Origin of the sequence: Pseudomonas putida (assembly GCA_029953615.1) — a bacterium.
Classification (GTDB): Bacteria; Pseudomonadota; Gammaproteobacteria; order Pseudomonadales; family Pseudomonadaceae; genus Aquipseudomonas.
The window spans coordinates 2,324,762-2,340,461 of sequence record CP124529.1 but is presented as its reverse complement, the minus strand read 5'-3'; the positions used below and the strand labels follow the sequence as shown (position 1 = coordinate 2,340,461).

Below are 15,700 nucleotides of genomic sequence, written 5' to 3'. Positions count from 1 at the left end.
CTCCCACAAGGTAACGCGATCCCTGTGGGAGCGGGCGTGCCCGCGAAGAGGCCGGAACGAACTGCCAAAAAGGATCAGCATGTTCGACTGGAACGATCTGCGGTTTTTCCTCGAGTTGCAGCGCAGCGGCCGTTTGCTTACCGCCGCCAAGCGCCTCAACACCACCCACAGCACCGTGGCCCGGCACATCGAGAGCATCGAACAAAGCCTGGGTACCGCGCTGTTCGTGCAGCATGCCCAGGGCTATGAACTGACCCCCTCGGGCCAAGCTCTGCTCAAGCACGCCGAAGCCATGGAAAACGTTGCCCTGCTGGCACAGGAAGAAATCACCCAGGCCATCACGCCACTGGGCAAGATTCGCCTGGGGGTGACCGAAGGCATCGGCATCATGTTCTTCACCCCGCGCATGAATGCGCTGTTCGACCGCTACCCCGGCCTGGAGGTGGAGCTGGTGGCGGTGCCGCGCTTCGTCAGCATCCTCAACCGCGAGGCGGAGATCAGCATCCACCTGGAACGGCCCAACGCAGACCTGCTGATCACCCGCAAGCTCACCGACTATCGCCTGGCCTTGTATGCCAGCCAGGCCTACCTGGATCGCGCGCCCCCGCTACGAAACCGCGAGGACCTGGCCCGGCATAACTGGATCGGCTACGTGGACGATTTGCTGTTCAGCCAGGAACTGCTGTTTCTCAACAGCTTCTGCCGGGCACCTAACGTAGTGTTTCGCAGCACCAGCGTAATCGCCCAACAAACCGCCGCTCGTGCCGGGCTGGGCATCGCCGTGCTGCCCAATTACATGGCCCGCCACGACCCGACACTGGTGCGTGTACTGCCTGGTGAAACCATCCAGCGCAGCTACTGGATCTGCACCCGCCGCGAACTGCACAAGTCAGTGCGCCTGCGAGTAGTGTGGGACTACCTGCTGGCGCTGTGCGCTGCAGAACAAAGCGAGTTGCTAGCCGAGTAACGCCTTGCCGGCCAGCAACAGGGCCGCAGCCCAACCGGCCACCGCAAACATCTGCTGCAAGCGCGGCCCGGCCAGCCTGGCGGCCAAGGGCCGCGCCAGCAGCAGGCCGAGCACCGCGCCGCCAGCGAACGGGGCGCCAACCTGCCAGTGCATCACCCCTGCCAGGCTGGCGCTGACCACACTGCCGGTAGACACCAATGCAATCACCGCCAGCGAGGTGGAGACGATGCTGGCCATGCGCAAGTTGGTATAGCGGTTAAGGGCCGGGATGATGACAAAGCCACCGCCTACGCCGAGCAGGCCGGACAGCAGCCCGGACAGTGCGCCGGTAAACGCCAGGGCGCGGGCGCAGGGCAGGGTCCAGCGCAAACGGCCCTGCAACGGGTTCAGCACGCAGGGTTCGATATAGCGGTGGGCGTCATTGGCTTCGCCGCGCAGTTCCTTGGCCGCCTTGCACCAGATGCGCAGGCAGGCGTACACCAACACGCCGGCGAACACCAACTGCAGTGGCGTGTCAGGCAAGCGGTGGGCCAGCATCAGCCCGAACGGGGCCGCTACCACACCGATCACCGCGATGAACAACGCCGCCCGGTAGCGCACCAGGCCCTGACGCAACCCCAGCACAGCACCCACTGCCGCCGCCATGCCTACGGCCAGCAGGCCGACCGGTGCAGCCTCGACCATCGACAAACCCAGGCCGAACACCAGTAAAGGCACTGCGAGAATGCCACCGCCGGCACCGGTCAAGGCCAGCACGGCACCGATGATCGCGCCCAGGCCCGCTCCCAGTAGTTGATGTTCGATCACTGCCCACCCTCGGCTACCAACTGCGGGCGTGCCAGCCACTCCCGGCCCTTGAGCATGCCTTTCCAGTACAAGGGCGGCAGCACCCGTGCCTTGAGCAACCACGCCAGGCGTGTAGGTCGGCGGCCATCCAGTAACCAGTTTGGGAAACTCGGTGCCAGCTTGCCGCCATAAGTGAACTCAGCCAGCACGATCTTGCCGCGCTCGACGGTGAGCGGGCACGAGCCATAACCATCGTACCGGGCCAAGGCAGGTAGCCTGCCAAGGGCCACCAGCACATTGTTGGCCACGACCGGAGCCTGCTTGCGGGCAGCCGCGGCAGTCTTGGCATTGCTGGTATTGGCCACGTCCCCCAGGGCATGCACATTGGTGAAGTGGCGATGACGCAGGGTGTGCGGGTCAACATCGACCCAGCCGGCGTTGTCGGCCAACGGGCTTTCACGAATGAAGTCCGGTGCCACCTGCGGCGGTACCACGTGCAGCATGTCGAAGGCCTCGATAAGGGTTTCGCTGCTGCCATCGGCCAAGGTGCGCAGGAAGGTGGCGCGCTTGTTCGGGCCGTCCACGGCGACCAGGCGGTGGGAAAAATTCAGGTCCACGCCGTACTTGTCGATGTACTTCATCAGCGCGGGCACGTAATCCGCCACCCCGAACAATACCGCACCGGCGTTGAAGAAGCTGGCCTTCACCGCCCCCAGATGACCATTGCGCAGCCAGTGGTCACATGACAGGTAAAGCGCCTTTTGCGGCGCGCCCGCGCACTTGATCGGCATCGGCGGCTGGCAGAACAGGGCGCGGCCTTGCCTGAGCTTCTGCACCAGCTCCCAGGTGTAGGGCGCCAGATCGTAGCGGTAATTGGAGGTGACGCCGTTGTGGCCCAGGGTCTCGCTGAGCCCATCGATGGCCGCCCAATCCAGCTTGAGGCCGGGGCACACCACCAACTGTTCATAACTGATGGCGTGGCCGCCTTCGAGGAGGACCAGCTGGCCCAGCGGGTCGAACCCCTGCACACGTGCCTTGATCCAGCGCACACCGCGCGGGATGGTCGAGGCCATGGTGCGGGCAGTGCTCTGCGCCTTGAACACACCGGCACCGACCATGGTCCAGCCGGGCTGGTAGTAATGCACCTCGGCGGGGTCGATCAGGGTCACGTCCAGCGACGGGTCACGGCTGATCAGGCTGGAAGCAGTGGCGATACCGGCGGCACCGGCACCGACGATGACCACTTTGTGGTGATCGTTATTGGTAGGGGACAACAAGGCAGGCATGGCGGTAAATCCTGGAAATCTGGTTATGGAGCAGGGCGGTTACAGCTTGTTCAGCGGGATCTTCAGGTAGCTCACACCGTTTTCTTCCGGCGCGGGGAACTGGCCGCTGCGCATGTTCACCTGCACCGATGGCAGGATCAGCACGGGCATGTCGAGCGTCTTGTCGCGGGCTTCACGCATGGCGACGAAGCTGTCCTCGTCGATGCCCTGGTGGATATGAATATTGCTGGCGCGCTGCTCGGCCACGGTGGTGACGTACTGCATGTCGCGGCCACCTGGAAGGTAGTCATGGCACATGAACAGCCGGGTCTGGTCGGGAAAGGCCAGCAGGCGACGGATCGAGCGGTACAGGGTGCGGGCATCGGCCCCCGGGAAATCGCAGCGGGCGGTACCATAGTCGGGCATGAACAAGGTGTCACCGACGAACACCGCGGTCTCGCCTGCGTCCTCGATCATGAAGCTCATGCACGCAGGTGTGTGCCCCGGGGTATGCAGCGCGCGGGCATGCAGGTTGCCGATGCGGAAACCTTCCTCATCTTCGAACAGCACATCGAACTGGCTGCCATCGCGGGCGAAGCCAGGCTCGGCATTGAACAAGGCACCGAATACTTTCTGTACCTGGGTGATGTGCGCGCCGATGGCGGTGTGGCCGCCGAGCTTTTCCTTCAAATAGGCCGCCGCCGAAAGGTGGTCGGCATGCACATGGGTTTCCAGCACCCACTGCACCTCAGCTCGCAGCTCCTTCACCCGGGCAATCAACTGGTCCGCAGAAGCAGTGCAGGTGCGCCCCGACTTGGGGTCATAGTCGAGGACACTGTCAATCAACGCACACTTGCGCGTTACGCCGTCCATGACTAGGTAGCTGATGGTCGAGGTCGCCTTGTCGTAAAAAGCGTCCACGTGCAGGTTGTTGCCGATGATCATCGCGTTCTCCAATTTATCCGCCCAGCCTTGTACAGGCGAAGGCAGTGCCAGGAGGTTTATCAAGATGCATGCCAGGCATTTTCCTGCGCTTGGGCCAATGAAACCGGTCCTTTGCTGGCAACTGCCGATGACCGTGGCAGCGCAGATGGCAGTCGACTGTCAGCCAATGGCAGTGTTTGGCAGTCCTTGCTACTCTCCGTCGCTCATCCAGTCGGTGCCGTCATGCCTGAAGCCCATCCCCTCATCCTAGCCCTGGTTTCCTATCTTGAGCACGATGCCCTGCCAACCATCGTGCTGGATACCGAGTACAACATCCTGGCCGCCAATGCTGCCTATCGCCGCCAGTTCGGCCGGCATGAGCAGGCGCCGCTGGGCGAAAAATGCCACAAGGTCTCGCACCACTATGCCGTGCCTTGCGACCAGGCCGGCGAGCATTGCCCGATGCGCAAGGCGTGGCACAGCAAGGTGCCAGAGCGGGTGTTGCACATTCATCACACGCCACGCGGCCCCGAGCATGTGGATGTCGAGTTGCGGCCGATCCTGGATGAACAGGGCAGGGTGGTGGCCTTTGTCGAACGCCTGACCAGCATCACCCTGGCGTCGGCGCAGCCCCAGGAACACGGGCTGGTCGGGCGAGCGCCAGCGTTTAAAGCGGCTCTGGCCAGCCTGCAGCGTGCCGCGCCGGCGCAGATCCCGGTGCTGCTGCAGGGTGAGTCGGGTACCGGCAAGGAACTGTTCGCTCGCGCGGTGCACATGGGCAGCCCCAGGGCCAACGGCCCATTGGTGGTAGTCGACTGTACCGGCCTGACCGAGTCGTTGTTCGAGAGCGAGTTGTTCGGCTACGAGAAGGGCGCGTTCACCGGTGCCAACCAGCGCAAGATCGGCCTCGCCGAAGCAGCGCATGGCGGCACCCTGTTCCTCGATGAAATTGGTGAAGTACCGCTGGCGATGCAGGTGAAGCTGCTGCGCCTGATTGAGTCCGGCAGCTTCCGCCCGGTGGGTAGCCTGCGCACGGTGCATTCGGATTTTCGCCTGGTTTCGGCTACGCACAAACCCCTCCGGCAGATGGTGGCGGATGGGACCTTCCGCGAAGACCTGTATTACCGCATCAGCGGCTTCCCGATCCGCCTGCCCGCATTGCGCGAACGGGTCGAGGATTTACCCCTGCTGGCACAGAGCCTGTTGCAGCGCATGGCAGGCAAGCCAACGCCCAGGCTGAGCGACGAAGCTCTGCAGCAGCTTGGGCTGCATCCGTTCCCAGGCAACATTCGCGAGCTGCGCAACATGCTGGAAAGGGCGCGACTGTTTGCCGATGACGGGCTGATCCGGCCGGAGCATTTGCCGGAGGATATCGGGCCGGCGGGGGCGATCACGGCAGGTGGCAGGCGCAATCACCTGGGTGAGCTGGCGCAGGCACTGGAACAATTCAAGGGCTCGCGCAGCGAACTGGCCCGTCACCTTGGTCTGAGTGAGCGCACGCTATATCGCCGGTTGAAAGAGCTTGGCCTGAATTAATCGTTCGCTGAACGCGGTCTACAAGGTCCGCGTATCGCCGAGGGCAACACACATCCTGTGGGAGCGGGTTCACCCGCGAACACCGGCGAAGCCGGGGCCATCCAGCGCGCCTCTCAGACCTTTACCGGACCTTTACCTCTGTCCTGACATTAAGCGGGAATGATTGTGGTCTGATCAGTTAACCGAACCTGGCAGCCAGTCAGCTCCCGCCAGGCGTCAACATGCAGAGGACCGCAAAATGTAGAAAACCCTGACCGTGATCTGCGCCGCGCTCATGCTCAGCGCCCCCTTGGCCAGTTTCGCGCAGCCAGGCCCCCCTGACCGGCATGATGGCGGCCCATCACACCAGGGCAACCCACCGCATGGTCAGCCAAAGACTCAAGGCCGACATGATAATGGCCGCGGTCCCGCTTACCGAGACCCGAACTTCCGCTCACAACAGGGGATGCCGGTACCTCATCAACAGTGGCAGCGTGGCCATGTGGTTGACCCGCATTACCGTGGCGACCGTTACTGGGTGACCGACTGGAAAGCACGCCACCTGTATGCGCCACCGCGTGATCACCGGTGGTTCTATGTGAACGGGGACTATGTGCTGGTGGCTATTGCCAGTGGTGTGATCGTCAACGTCCTCAACGGTTACTAAATACCTGTTCCACGTGGAACATTGTCAGCCTACGACGATGGCCATCCAATCTCCTTCCCGGGCTTCAGGTGGGGCTGCAAGAAAACTGAGACAAAAAAAAGCCCGCGCGTGCGAGCTTGATGTTGACCGGCGGGGACCAGAATCTGGGCCCGGCCGGTCATCTATTTTTGGAACGTGCAGCTCTATTCTGTGAACCTACCCCGGATCAGAAGTCCAGGTTCGACACCGACAGCGCGTTGCTTTCAATGAAGTCACGACGTGGCTCGACCGCATCACCCATCAGAGTGTTGAAGATCTGGTCGGCAGCGATCGCATCCTCGATGGTGACCTTGAGCATACGGCGGACGGTCGGGTCCATGGTGGTTTCCCACAGCTGCTCAGGGTTCATCTCGCCCAGCCCTTTGTATCGCTGGATAGTATGGCGCTTGGTGGTTTCGTTCATCAGCCAATCCAGGCCTTCCTTGAACTCGACAATTGCCTTGCGGCGCTCACCGCGCTGCACGTAAGCACCTTCACCCAACAAGCTGGACAGCTTGGCGCCAATGTTGACTACGGTACGGTAGTCATTGCTGCCGAAGAAGTCCCGGTTGAAGGTGACGTAGCTGGCCAGACCGTGGGAGGTAACTTCCACTTCTGGCAACCATACGTTGCGCTCTTTGTCTTCGCGCAGGCTGGCTTTGTAAACCAGGCCGGACTTCTGGCTGCTGTTCAGACGCTCCTGGAACTGGGCCAGCCAGGCTTGCATCACAGCATGGTCACCCAATTGCTCCAGGGTCACCTCCGGCAGGTAGATGAAGTGCTCGGTCAGTTCTTCCGGATACAAGCGCGACAGGCGCTTGAGGGTCTTCATGACACTGCGGAATTCATTCACCAGCGCTTCCAGCTGCACACCGGAAACAGCTGGTGCCGACTCGTCCAGGTGCAGGCTGGCATCTTCCAGGGCCGACTGGGTCATGTACTCTTCCATGGCCTCGTCGTCCTTGATGTACTGCTCCTGCTTGCCTTTCTTCACCTTGTACAGCGGTGGCTGGGCAATGTAGATGTAGCCGCGCTCTACCAGCTCCGGCAGCTGACGGAAGAAGAAGGTCAGCAGCAGGGTACGGATGTGCGAACCGTCAACGTCAGCATCGGTCATGATGATGATGTTGTGATAACGCAGCTTGTCGATGTTGTACTCTTCGCGCCCGATACCGCAGCCCAGTGCGGTGATCAGCGTGCCCACTTCCTGGGACGAGATCATCTTGTCGAAGCGCGCTTTCTCGACGTTGAGGATTTTACCCTTCAACGGCAGGATCGCCTGGGTACGACGGTTGCGACCTTGCTTCGCCGAGCCACCCGCGGAGTCACCCTCCACCAGGTACAGTTCGGAAAGGGCAGGGTCCTTTTCCTGGCAGTCCGCCAGTTTTCCTGGCAGGCCGGCAATATCCAGCGCGCCTTTACGGCGAGTCATCTCACGGGCTTTACGTGCCGCTTCACGGGCACGGGCCGCGTCGATCATCTTGCCAACGACGGCCTTGGCCTCGTTCGGGTTTTCCAGGAGGAAGTCGGCGAAGTACTTGTTCATCTCCTGTTCCACGGCGGTTTTCACCTCCGAGGAGACCAGCTTGTCCTTGGTCTGCGAGCTGAACTTAGGGTCCGGTACCTTCACCGAGATGATCGCGGTCAGGCCTTCACGGGCGTCGTCGCCGGTGGTCGCCACCTTGTTTTTCTTGGCCAGGCCTTCCTGCTCGATGTAGCTGTTCAGGCTACGGGTCAACGAGGAACGGAAGCCCACCAGGTGAGTACCGCCGTCGCGCTGTGGAATGTTGTTGGTAAAGCACAGCAGGTTTTCGTTGAAGCTGTCGTTCCATTGCAGGGCGACTTCAACACCCACGCCATCGTCACGCTGGACGTTGAAGTGGAAAACCTGGGAGTTGACCGGAGTCTTGTTGGTGTTCAGGTATTCGACGAACGCACGCAGGCCGCCTTCGTACTTGAAGAACTCTTCTTTTCCGCTGCGTTCATCCTTCAGCAGGATGCCAACGCCCGAGTTCAGGAACGACAGCTCGCGGATACGCTTGGCCAGGATGTCCCAGCTGAAGTGAATGTTCTTGAAGGTTTCAGCCGATGGCTTGAAGTGGATGTGGGTACCGGTGGTTTCGCTGTCACCGACAACCGCCATCGGCGCCTGTGGAACACCGTGAACGTAGGTCTGTTCCCAGATTTTGCCGCTACGGCGAACGGTCAGTACCAGTTTCTCGGACAGGGCATTCACAACAGAAACACCTACACCGTGCAGACCACCGGATACCTTGTAGGAGTTATCGTCAAACTTACCGCCAGCGTGCAGCACGGTCATGATGACCTCGGCTGCGGAAACGCCTTCTTCTTTATGCACGTCGACCGGAATGCCGCGACCGTTGTCGCGCACACTGATGGATTCGTCCGGGTGGATGATGACGGTGATGTCATCGCAGTGACCAGCGAGGGCTTCGTCGATCGAGTTGTCGACCACCTCGAAGACCATGTGGTGCAGGCCGCTGCCATCATCGGTGTCGCCAATGTACATGCCGGGGCGCTTGCGCACGGCATCCAAACCTTTCAGCACCTTGATGCTGGAGGAGTCGTACGTTTGATTTTCGCTCATGCATTCACTCCCGATGGTCGTGGGTCTGGGTGATACGGCCTTGTTCCACGTGGAACAAAGCAACTGGCGTTTCCGTCTGCCAGCCTTCCCTCAGTAATTCGTGATCTACACAGGTGATGAACACCTGGCAGCGTAACTCTTCAAGCAAGCGGCATAGCGCGCGGCGATGCTGGTCGTCCAGTTCGGACGGCAAGTCATCCACGAGATAAATACAGTGACCGCGGCGAACCTGGCTAACGAGGTGGCCTTGGGCAATGCGCAAAGCGCACACCACCAGCTTTTGCTGACCACGCGACAGGATGTCGGCTGCATTGTTGGCAGCCAGACGAAGACGTAGATCAGCACGCTGCGGACCGGCCTGGGTGTGGCCCATCTGCTGATCGCGAAGGAGAGAGGAGGCGAGTACTTCTTGCAGTTCCCGGTCCTTGTCCCAACCTCGGTAGTAGCTCAGGGTCAACCCGTCCAGCTCGACCAGTTCGCTCAGGGTTCGCTCGAAGACGGGCTTCAAGGCCTTGATGTAGTTGCGACGGTATTCATCTATTTCCGCGCTGGCCAGGCACAATTCCCGGTCCCAAGCGGCTTGCGAAGCTGGGTCAAGTGTACCATGTCGCAACCATGAGTTCCGCTGCCGCAGTGCCTTCTGCAGCCGTTGCCAGGCCGGCAGGAAACGAGGTTCCACGTGGAACACTCCCCAATCCAGGAACTGGCGACGTATTTTCGGGGCACCTTCCAACAGGCGGAAACTGTCTGGGTTGATGAGCTGCAGTGGCAGTAACTCTGCCAGCTGCGCGGCACTACGCGCATTCTGCCCATCTATGCGAATAGTGAACTCCCCTTGTCGCTCCCGGGATACACCCAGGTTGCTGCTGCCACCCTCGGCCAATTGCACTTCGCCAAATACGGTACAGGCGGGCTGTTCGTACTGGATAACCGGGTTCAGGCGGGTGCTGCGGAATGAACGCGCTAGCCCGAGCAGGTGCACGGCTTCGAGCACACTGGTCTTGCCGCTGCCGTTGGCGCCGTAAAGGATGTTGATGCGGGGGGAGGGTGAGAGTGTCACCGGGTGCAAGTTGCGCACCGCGGTGACCATGATACGTCGAAGGGACATTTCGCCTGCTACGGGTTACAGACGCATCGGCATGACAACGTAGGAAGAATCGTCGTTACCTGCTTCCTGCAGCAGGGCACTGCTGTTGGAATCCGACAGGATCAGACGAACTTGCTCGGTAGTCATCACGCCCAGCACGTCCAGCAGGTAACTGACGTTGAAGCCGATCTCCAGCGAGCTACCATCGTAGTCTACGCTGATTTCTTCTTCAGCTTCTTCCTGCTCGGGGTTGTTGGCCTGAATCTTCAGTTGGCCAGCAGCCAGCTGCAGGCGGATACCACGGTACTTTTCGTTGGAAAGAATCGCAGTACGGCTAAAGGCTTCACGCAGCGCCTGGCGGTCGCCGACCACCAGCTTGTCACCGCCCTTGGGCAGTACGCGCTCGTAGTCCGGGAACTTGCCGTCCACCAGTTTGGAGGTGAAGGTGAATTCACCCGTGGTGGCGCGGATGTGATGCTGGCCCAAAACGATGCTCACCATGCCTTCCGGGTCAGTAAGCAGGCGCGCCAGTTCAAGGATACCTTTGCGTGGCACGATGACCTGATGGCGATCATCCTGCTCGATCGGCGCGCTCATGGAGCACAGCGCCAAGCGGTGGCCGTCAGTGGACACCGCACGCAGCGTGTTGCGGGAAACCTCCAGCAGCATACCGTTGAGGTAGTAGCGCACATCCTGCTGGGCCATGGCGAAACCGGTGCGCTCGATCAAGCGACGCAGCTTGCTCTGTTCCAGGTTGCAGGTCAGCGAGCCCGGGCCTTCTTCCACGGTCGGGAAGTCATTGGCCGGCAGGGTCGACAGGGTGAAACGGCTACGGCCGGCCTTGACCAACAGTTTCTGCTCGTCGACCTTGATATCGATCAGGGCATCGTTCGGCAGGCTCTTGCAAATGTCCATCAGCTTGCGCGCCGGGACGGTGATTTCGCCAGGCTCGGCCGGCTCTTCCAGTTGCACGCGGCCTACCAGTTCGACTTCCAGGTCGGTACCAGTCAACGACAGTTGCTGGCCTTGCACCACCAGCAATACGTTGGACAGGACCGGCAAGGTCTGACGGCGCTCGACGACACCGGCGACCAGTTGCAGGGGTTTCAACAGGGCTTCGCGTTGAATGGTGAAATGCATGGTCTAGTCCCTTGCCTTCAATTAGCTGCGCAGACGGCCATCAGGTCGTCAGCGTCCGCAGCAGGTTCTTGTAGTCCTCGCGGATGTCCGCGTCGGATTCCTTCAATTCGTTGATCTTGCGGCAGGCGTGCAGCACGGTCGTATGGTCGCGACCACCGAACATGTCGCCGATTTCCGGCAGACTGTGGTTGGTCAGCTCCTTGGACAGGGCCATGGCCACCTGACGTGGACGCGCCACAGAACGTGAACGACGCTTGGACAACAGATCAGAGATCTTGATCTTGTAGTACTCGGCGACAGTGCGTTGAATGTTATCCACACTGACCAGCTTGTCCTGCAGCGCCAGCAGGTCCTTGAGCGACTCACGGATCAGCTCGATGGTGATGTCGCGGCCCATGAAGTGCGAGTGAGCAATCACCCGCTTCAATGCGCCTTCCAGTTCGCGGACGTTGGAACGGATACGCTGGGCAATGAAGAAGGCTGCATCATGCGGCAGCTCGACCTTGGCCTGGTCGGCTTTCTTCATCAGGATAGCCACCCGCGTTTCAAGCTCCGGTGGCTCGACGGCCACTGTCAGACCCCAACCAAAGCGTGACTTCAGGCGCTCTTCCAGCCCTTCGATCTCCTTGGGGTAGCGGTCAGAGGTAAGGATTACCTGCTGGCCGCCCTCGAGCAAGGCGTTGAAGGTGTGGAAAAACTCTTCCTGAGAGCGCTCTTTACGGGCGAAGAACTGGATATCGTCGATCAGCAACGCATCCACCGAGCGGTAGAAGCGCTTGAATTCGTTGATGGCGTTGAGCTGCAGCGCCTTGACCATGTCCGCGACGAAGCGTTCCGAGTGTAGGTACACGACCTTGGCGTTCGGGTTCTTCTTCAGCAAATGGTTACCCACAGCATGCATAAGGTGGGTTTTACCCAGGCCCACACCACCATAAAGGAAGAGCGGGTTGTAGCCATGCTTGGGGTTGTCGGCCACCTGCCACGCAGCCGCACGTGCCAGCTGGTTCGACTTACCTTCGACGAAGGTGTCAAAGGTAAAAGTACGGTTCAGGTAGCTGGTGTGCTTGAGCGCACCTTCAACCTGTACGGTGCGCTGTTCTGTCCGGGCACCGCCCGCCGGCGCCGAAGCCGGCTCGGCCATGGCATCGAAGCTGTCACGCGAGGATGGCTCGGCCAGTTCATCGACAAGCACAGGCTCGGCGGCGGCCACGGCGACCGGTTCGACAGCTGCCGGCACTGCCTTCAATGTCTGGCTCTGCGCCTGGGTATGCGCCAGCGAAGCGGCCACGGCGGCACTCACTGGCGCGTTAGGCGCAGCACGTGGAGCCGAGCTGCGACGGCTGCCGATCAACAAGGAAAGGGCAGGCGCAATGCCGCTGCCGTTTTCGCCCAACAGTTCGAGCAAACGACCCAGGTACTTTTCATTGACCCAATCGAGAACGAAACGGTTAGGCGCATAGACGCGCAACTCGTCGCCTTCGGCTTCGACCTGTAGCGGACGGATCCAGGTGTTGAATTGCTGGGCAGGCAGTTCATCGCGCAGAAGCTCCACGCACTGCTGCCAAAGTTCCACTGACACGGATATCCCCTGAGTTTGAAAGCCGGATGAGGCAAAAACAAACCGCCATTGTACCGGTCGAGCGTTCAGTTATCCACATGTGGACACACCAGGAACCATGACAAAACAGCCATTTATCGACCGAAACAGCTTCGTGGCGCTGTGAATAAGCCCTGTGGATAAGCTACCATAAGCGCTATGCACAACCCTGAGGTCAAGCCTGTTGATAACTCGGATGTGGATAAGGGCCAATTTAATCCACAGCTTTTGACCACGAAGAAAACAAGCGCAGCACCGGTTTGGAACACAGTTATGAAACTCTGTACAGCGCGTGTTTTCTGGCCTTTGGTAGGTTATCCACAGACGGTTATCCACCTAAGAGTTATAGATTCTTCAGAAAAGCTTTTTATATGTCTCTTCTTTTTTTCATGTTGTCCCCGATTCGTGTGTCCGATCAAGCACCCCTCGGTAAAGGACAAGCACGCACCGTCCATCACGTGCTCTATATGGAAAGACTGGTTGGAAATTGACCTACGGGCTTGCTTTCTCTAGAATCGCCGGTCTCTTAAAAAGGGGGCCATCCCGGCCCGTCGTCGACAAACCAGGTAATACGCCATGAAACGTACTTTCCAACCAAGCACCATCAAGCGCGCGCGCACCCACGGCTTCCGTGCCCGTATGGCTACCAAGAACGGCCGCGCTGTTCTGTCGCGTCGTCGTGCCAAAGGCCGTAAGCGTCTGGCCATTTGATTTTTCGGCACAGGTGGTGAGTCAGGACTTCAGTCGGGAAAAGCGACTGCTTACACCCCGGCATTTCAAAGCGGTCTTCGACTCCCCAACCGGCAAGGTTCCAGGGAAAAACCTGCTGATCCTTGCTCGCGAGAACGGCCTCGATCACCCACGCCTTGGCCTGGTGATCGGCAAGAAGAGCGTCAAGCTCGCCGTTCAACGCAACCGCCTCAAGCGCTTGATGCGCGATTCCTTCCGTCTGAACCAGCAGTTGCTTGCCGGGTTGGACATTGTGATCGTCGCGCGCAAGGGATTGGGTGAGATAGAAAACCCGGAATTGCACCAACACTTTGGCAAACTCTGGAAACGCCTGGCGCGCAGCCGGCCAACTCCAGCAGTGACCGCCAATTCCGCAGGGGTAGACAGCCAAGATGCGTAAACTGGCGCTCGTTCCGATCCAGTTTTACCGTTATGCCATTAGTCCTCTGATGGCCAACCACTGTCGTTTCTTCCCCAGTTGCTCCTGTTACGCTTATGAAGCCATTGAAAACCACGGCCTCTGGCGTGGTGGGTGGCTAGCCGTTCGTCGCCTGGGGCGTTGTCATCCGTGGAATGACGGCGGTTTCGATCCCGTTCCTCCCGCTCCTTCCTCCCGAACTTCTTCGATAGCCGAGTAATCATGGATATTAAACGCACGATCCTGATCGTCGCCCTGGCAATCGTGTCCTACGTCATGGTCCTCAAGTGGAACCAGGACTACGGCCAGGCTGCCCTGCCGACTCAGAATACTGCTTCCAGCACTGTTGCCCCGGGCTTGCCGGATGGCGTACCGGCCGGTAATGCCGGCGCCAGCGCCGATGTACCAAGCGCCAACGCCGAAACCAGCGCAGCCGAACTGGCGCCGGTCGCGGTCAGCAAGGACCTGATCCGGGTCAAGACCGATGTCCTGGAGCTGGCTATCGATCCGGTCGGTGGTGACATCGTCCAGCTGAACCTGCCGCAGTATCCGCGTCGCCAGGATCACCCGGACATTCCGTTCCAGCTGTTCGACAACGGTGGCGAGCGTGTCTACCTGGCGCAAAGCGGCCTGACCGGCACCAACGGTCCGGATGCCCGACCTGCCGGTCGCCCGCTGTACGCTGCCGACAAGAAGGGTTACCAGTTGGCCGATGGCCAGCAGCAACTGGTAGTCGACCTGAAGTTCAGCGACAACGGCGTCAACTACATCAAGCGCTTCAGCTTCAAGCGCGGTGAGTACGACCTGACCGTTAGCTACCTGATCGACAACCAGAGCGGCCAGGCCTGGAGCGGCAACATGTTTGCCCAGCTCAAGCGTGACGCCAGCTCCGATCCGTCGTCGAGCACCGCCACCGGCACCGCTACCTACCTGGGCGCCGCCCTGTGGACAGCTTCCGAGCCTTACAAAAAGGTCTCGATGAAGGACATCGACAAAGGTAGTTTGAAAGAAAATGTGTCCGGCGGCTGGGTTGCCTGGCTGCAACACTACTTCGTGACCGCCTGGATTCCGGCCAAGTCGGACAACAACGTTGTTCAGACCCGCAAGGACAGCCAGGGCAACTACATCATCGGCTACACCGGCCCGGCCATCAGCGTGCCTGCTGGCGGCAAAGTCGAAACCAGTGCCATGCTGTACGCCGGCCCGAAAATCCAGTCCAAGCTGAAAGAGTTGTCCCCAGGCCTGGAACTGACCGTCGACTACGGCTTCCTGTGGTTCATCGCGCAACCGATCTTCTGGCTGCTGCAACATATCCACAGCCTGCTGGGTAACTGGGGCTGGTCGATCATCGTGCTGACCATGCTGATCAAAGGCCTGTTCTTCCCTCTGTCGGCTGCCAGCTACCGTTCGATGGCGCGTATGCGTGCCGTTGCGCCGAAGCTCGCTGCACTGAAGGAACGCTTCGGTGACGATCGCCAGAAGATGTCCCAGGCGATGATGGAGCTGTACAAGAAAGAGAAGATCAACCCGCTGGGCGGCTGCCTGCCGATCCTGGTGCAGATGCCGGTGTTCCTGGCCCTGTACTGGGTACTGCTGGAAAGCGTGGAAATGCGCCAGGCCCCATGGATGCTGTGGATTACCGACCTGTCGATCAAGGATCCGTTCTTCATCCTGCCGATCATCATGGGCGCCACCATGTTCATCCAGCAGCGCCTGAACCCTACGCCGCCGGATCCGATGCAGGCCAAGGTGATGAAAATGATGCCGATCATCTTCACCTTCTTCTTCCTGTGGTTCCCGGCGGGTCTGGTGCTGTACTGGGTTGTGAACAACTGCCTGTCGATCGCACAGCAGTGGTACATCACCCGTAGCATCGAAGCAGCCAGCAAAAAAGCTGCTGCTTGACAGGCTACTGCGCTAGCCTGTGAATAAAAACGCCCCCTAGTGGGGCGTTTTTGCTATCTGTCGTTTTTGTCGTA

Annotated in this window: 14 protein-coding genes; 7 read left to right on the top strand and 7 right to left on the bottom strand. The window is 60.1% G+C overall.

Features of this window, described 5'->3' with window-relative positions; translation table 11 throughout:
• Positions 1 to 79: 79 nt before the first annotated feature.
• Positions 80 to 967: a LysR family transcriptional regulator gene (locus tag QIY50_10705; protein WGV22589.1), complete on the top strand. Its 888-nt coding sequence runs from the start codon at positions 80 to 82 to the stop codon at positions 965 to 967.
• Here the strand turns inward: QIY50_10705 and QIY50_10700 are convergent.
• Genes QIY50_10700 through QIY50_10690 form a run of 3 tightly spaced genes read right to left on the bottom strand, consistent with a single transcriptional unit; the run spans position 956 to position 3,963 of the window.
• Positions 956 to 1,774, bottom strand: a complete 819-nt coding sequence (locus QIY50_10700; GenBank protein WGV22588.1) for a sulfite exporter TauE/SafE family protein — start codon at positions 1,772 to 1,774, stop codon at positions 956 to 958. The genes QIY50_10705 and QIY50_10700 overlap by 12 nt on opposite strands.
• Complete coding sequence (locus tag QIY50_10695) at positions 1,771 to 3,039, bottom strand: FAD/NAD(P)-binding oxidoreductase (protein WGV22587.1); 1,269 nt, start codon at positions 3,037 to 3,039, stop codon at positions 1,771 to 1,773. The genes QIY50_10700 and QIY50_10695 overlap by 4 nt, the downstream gene beginning before the upstream one ends.
• 39 nt (positions 3,040 to 3,078) lie before the next feature.
• Positions 3,079 to 3,963, bottom strand: coding sequence for an MBL fold metallo-hydrolase (locus QIY50_10690; GenBank protein WGV22586.1), 885 nt, complete (start codon positions 3,961 to 3,963; stop codon positions 3,079 to 3,081).
• A 222-nt stretch (positions 3,964 to 4,185) separates the two neighbouring features.
• Here QIY50_10690 and QIY50_10685 point away from each other — a divergent pair, with 222 nt between their 5' ends.
• Positions 4,186 to 5,478, top strand: coding sequence for a sigma 54-interacting transcriptional regulator (locus tag QIY50_10685; protein WGV22585.1), 1,293 nt, complete (start codon positions 4,186 to 4,188; stop codon positions 5,476 to 5,478).
• Between the two features lie 274 nt (positions 5,479 to 5,752).
• Complete coding sequence (locus QIY50_10680) at positions 5,753 to 6,124, top strand: RcnB family protein (protein WGV22584.1); 372 nt, start codon at positions 5,753 to 5,755, stop codon at positions 6,122 to 6,124.
• A 205-nt stretch (positions 6,125 to 6,329) separates the two neighbouring features.
• On the opposite strand, the gene gyrB is transcribed toward QIY50_10680, so the two are convergent.
• Genes gyrB through dnaA form a run of 4 tightly spaced genes read right to left on the bottom strand, consistent with a single transcriptional unit; the run spans position 6,330 to position 12,556 of the window.
• On the bottom strand, positions 6,330 to 8,750 hold the full coding sequence (gene gyrB / locus QIY50_10675; GenBank protein WGV22583.1) for a DNA topoisomerase (ATP-hydrolyzing) subunit B: 2,421 nt from the start codon (positions 8,748 to 8,750) through the stop codon (positions 6,330 to 6,332).
• A gap of 4 nt (positions 8,751 to 8,754) precedes the next feature.
• Positions 8,755 to 9,858, bottom strand: coding sequence for a DNA replication/repair protein RecF (gene recF, locus QIY50_10670; GenBank protein WGV22582.1), 1,104 nt, complete (start codon positions 9,856 to 9,858; stop codon positions 8,755 to 8,757).
• Positions 9,859 to 9,873: 15 nt separating this feature from the next.
• Entirely contained in the window at positions 9,874 to 10,977 is a 1,104-nt protein-coding gene (dnaN, locus tag QIY50_10665; protein ID WGV22581.1) for a DNA polymerase III subunit beta, read from the bottom strand.
• Positions 10,978 to 11,017: 40 nt separating this feature from the next.
• A complete protein-coding gene (gene dnaA / locus QIY50_10660) occupies positions 11,018 to 12,556 on the bottom strand; it encodes a chromosomal replication initiator protein DnaA (GenBank protein ID WGV22580.1) in 1,539 nt (512 codons plus the stop codon).
• Positions 12,557 to 13,150: 594 nt separating this feature from the next.
• Here dnaA and rpmH point away from each other — a divergent pair.
• The 4 genes from rpmH to yidC are packed head-to-tail and all read left to right on the top strand — an operon-like array spanning position 13,151 to position 15,626.
• On the top strand, positions 13,151 to 13,285 hold the full coding sequence (gene rpmH, locus QIY50_10655) for a 50S ribosomal protein L34 (protein ID WGV22579.1): 135 nt from the start codon (positions 13,151 to 13,153) through the stop codon (positions 13,283 to 13,285).
• A 13-nt stretch (positions 13,286 to 13,298) separates the two neighbouring features.
• Positions 13,299 to 13,703: a ribonuclease P protein component gene (gene rnpA, locus QIY50_10650; GenBank protein ID WGV23037.1), complete on the top strand. Its 405-nt coding sequence runs from the start codon at positions 13,299 to 13,301 to the stop codon at positions 13,701 to 13,703.
• Positions 13,696 to 13,941: a membrane protein insertion efficiency factor YidD gene (gene yidD, locus QIY50_10645; protein ID WGV22578.1), complete on the top strand. Its 246-nt coding sequence runs from the start codon at positions 13,696 to 13,698 to the stop codon at positions 13,939 to 13,941. The genes rnpA and yidD overlap by 8 nt, the downstream gene beginning before the upstream one ends.
• Before the next feature lie 2 nt (positions 13,942 to 13,943).
• Positions 13,944 to 15,626 carry a membrane protein insertase YidC gene (yidC, locus tag QIY50_10640; GenBank protein WGV22577.1) on the top strand — a complete coding sequence of 561 codons (1,683 nt, stop codon included), beginning with the start codon at positions 13,944 to 13,946 and terminating at the stop codon, positions 15,624 to 15,626.
• Positions 15,627 to 15,700: the final 74 nt, after the last annotated feature.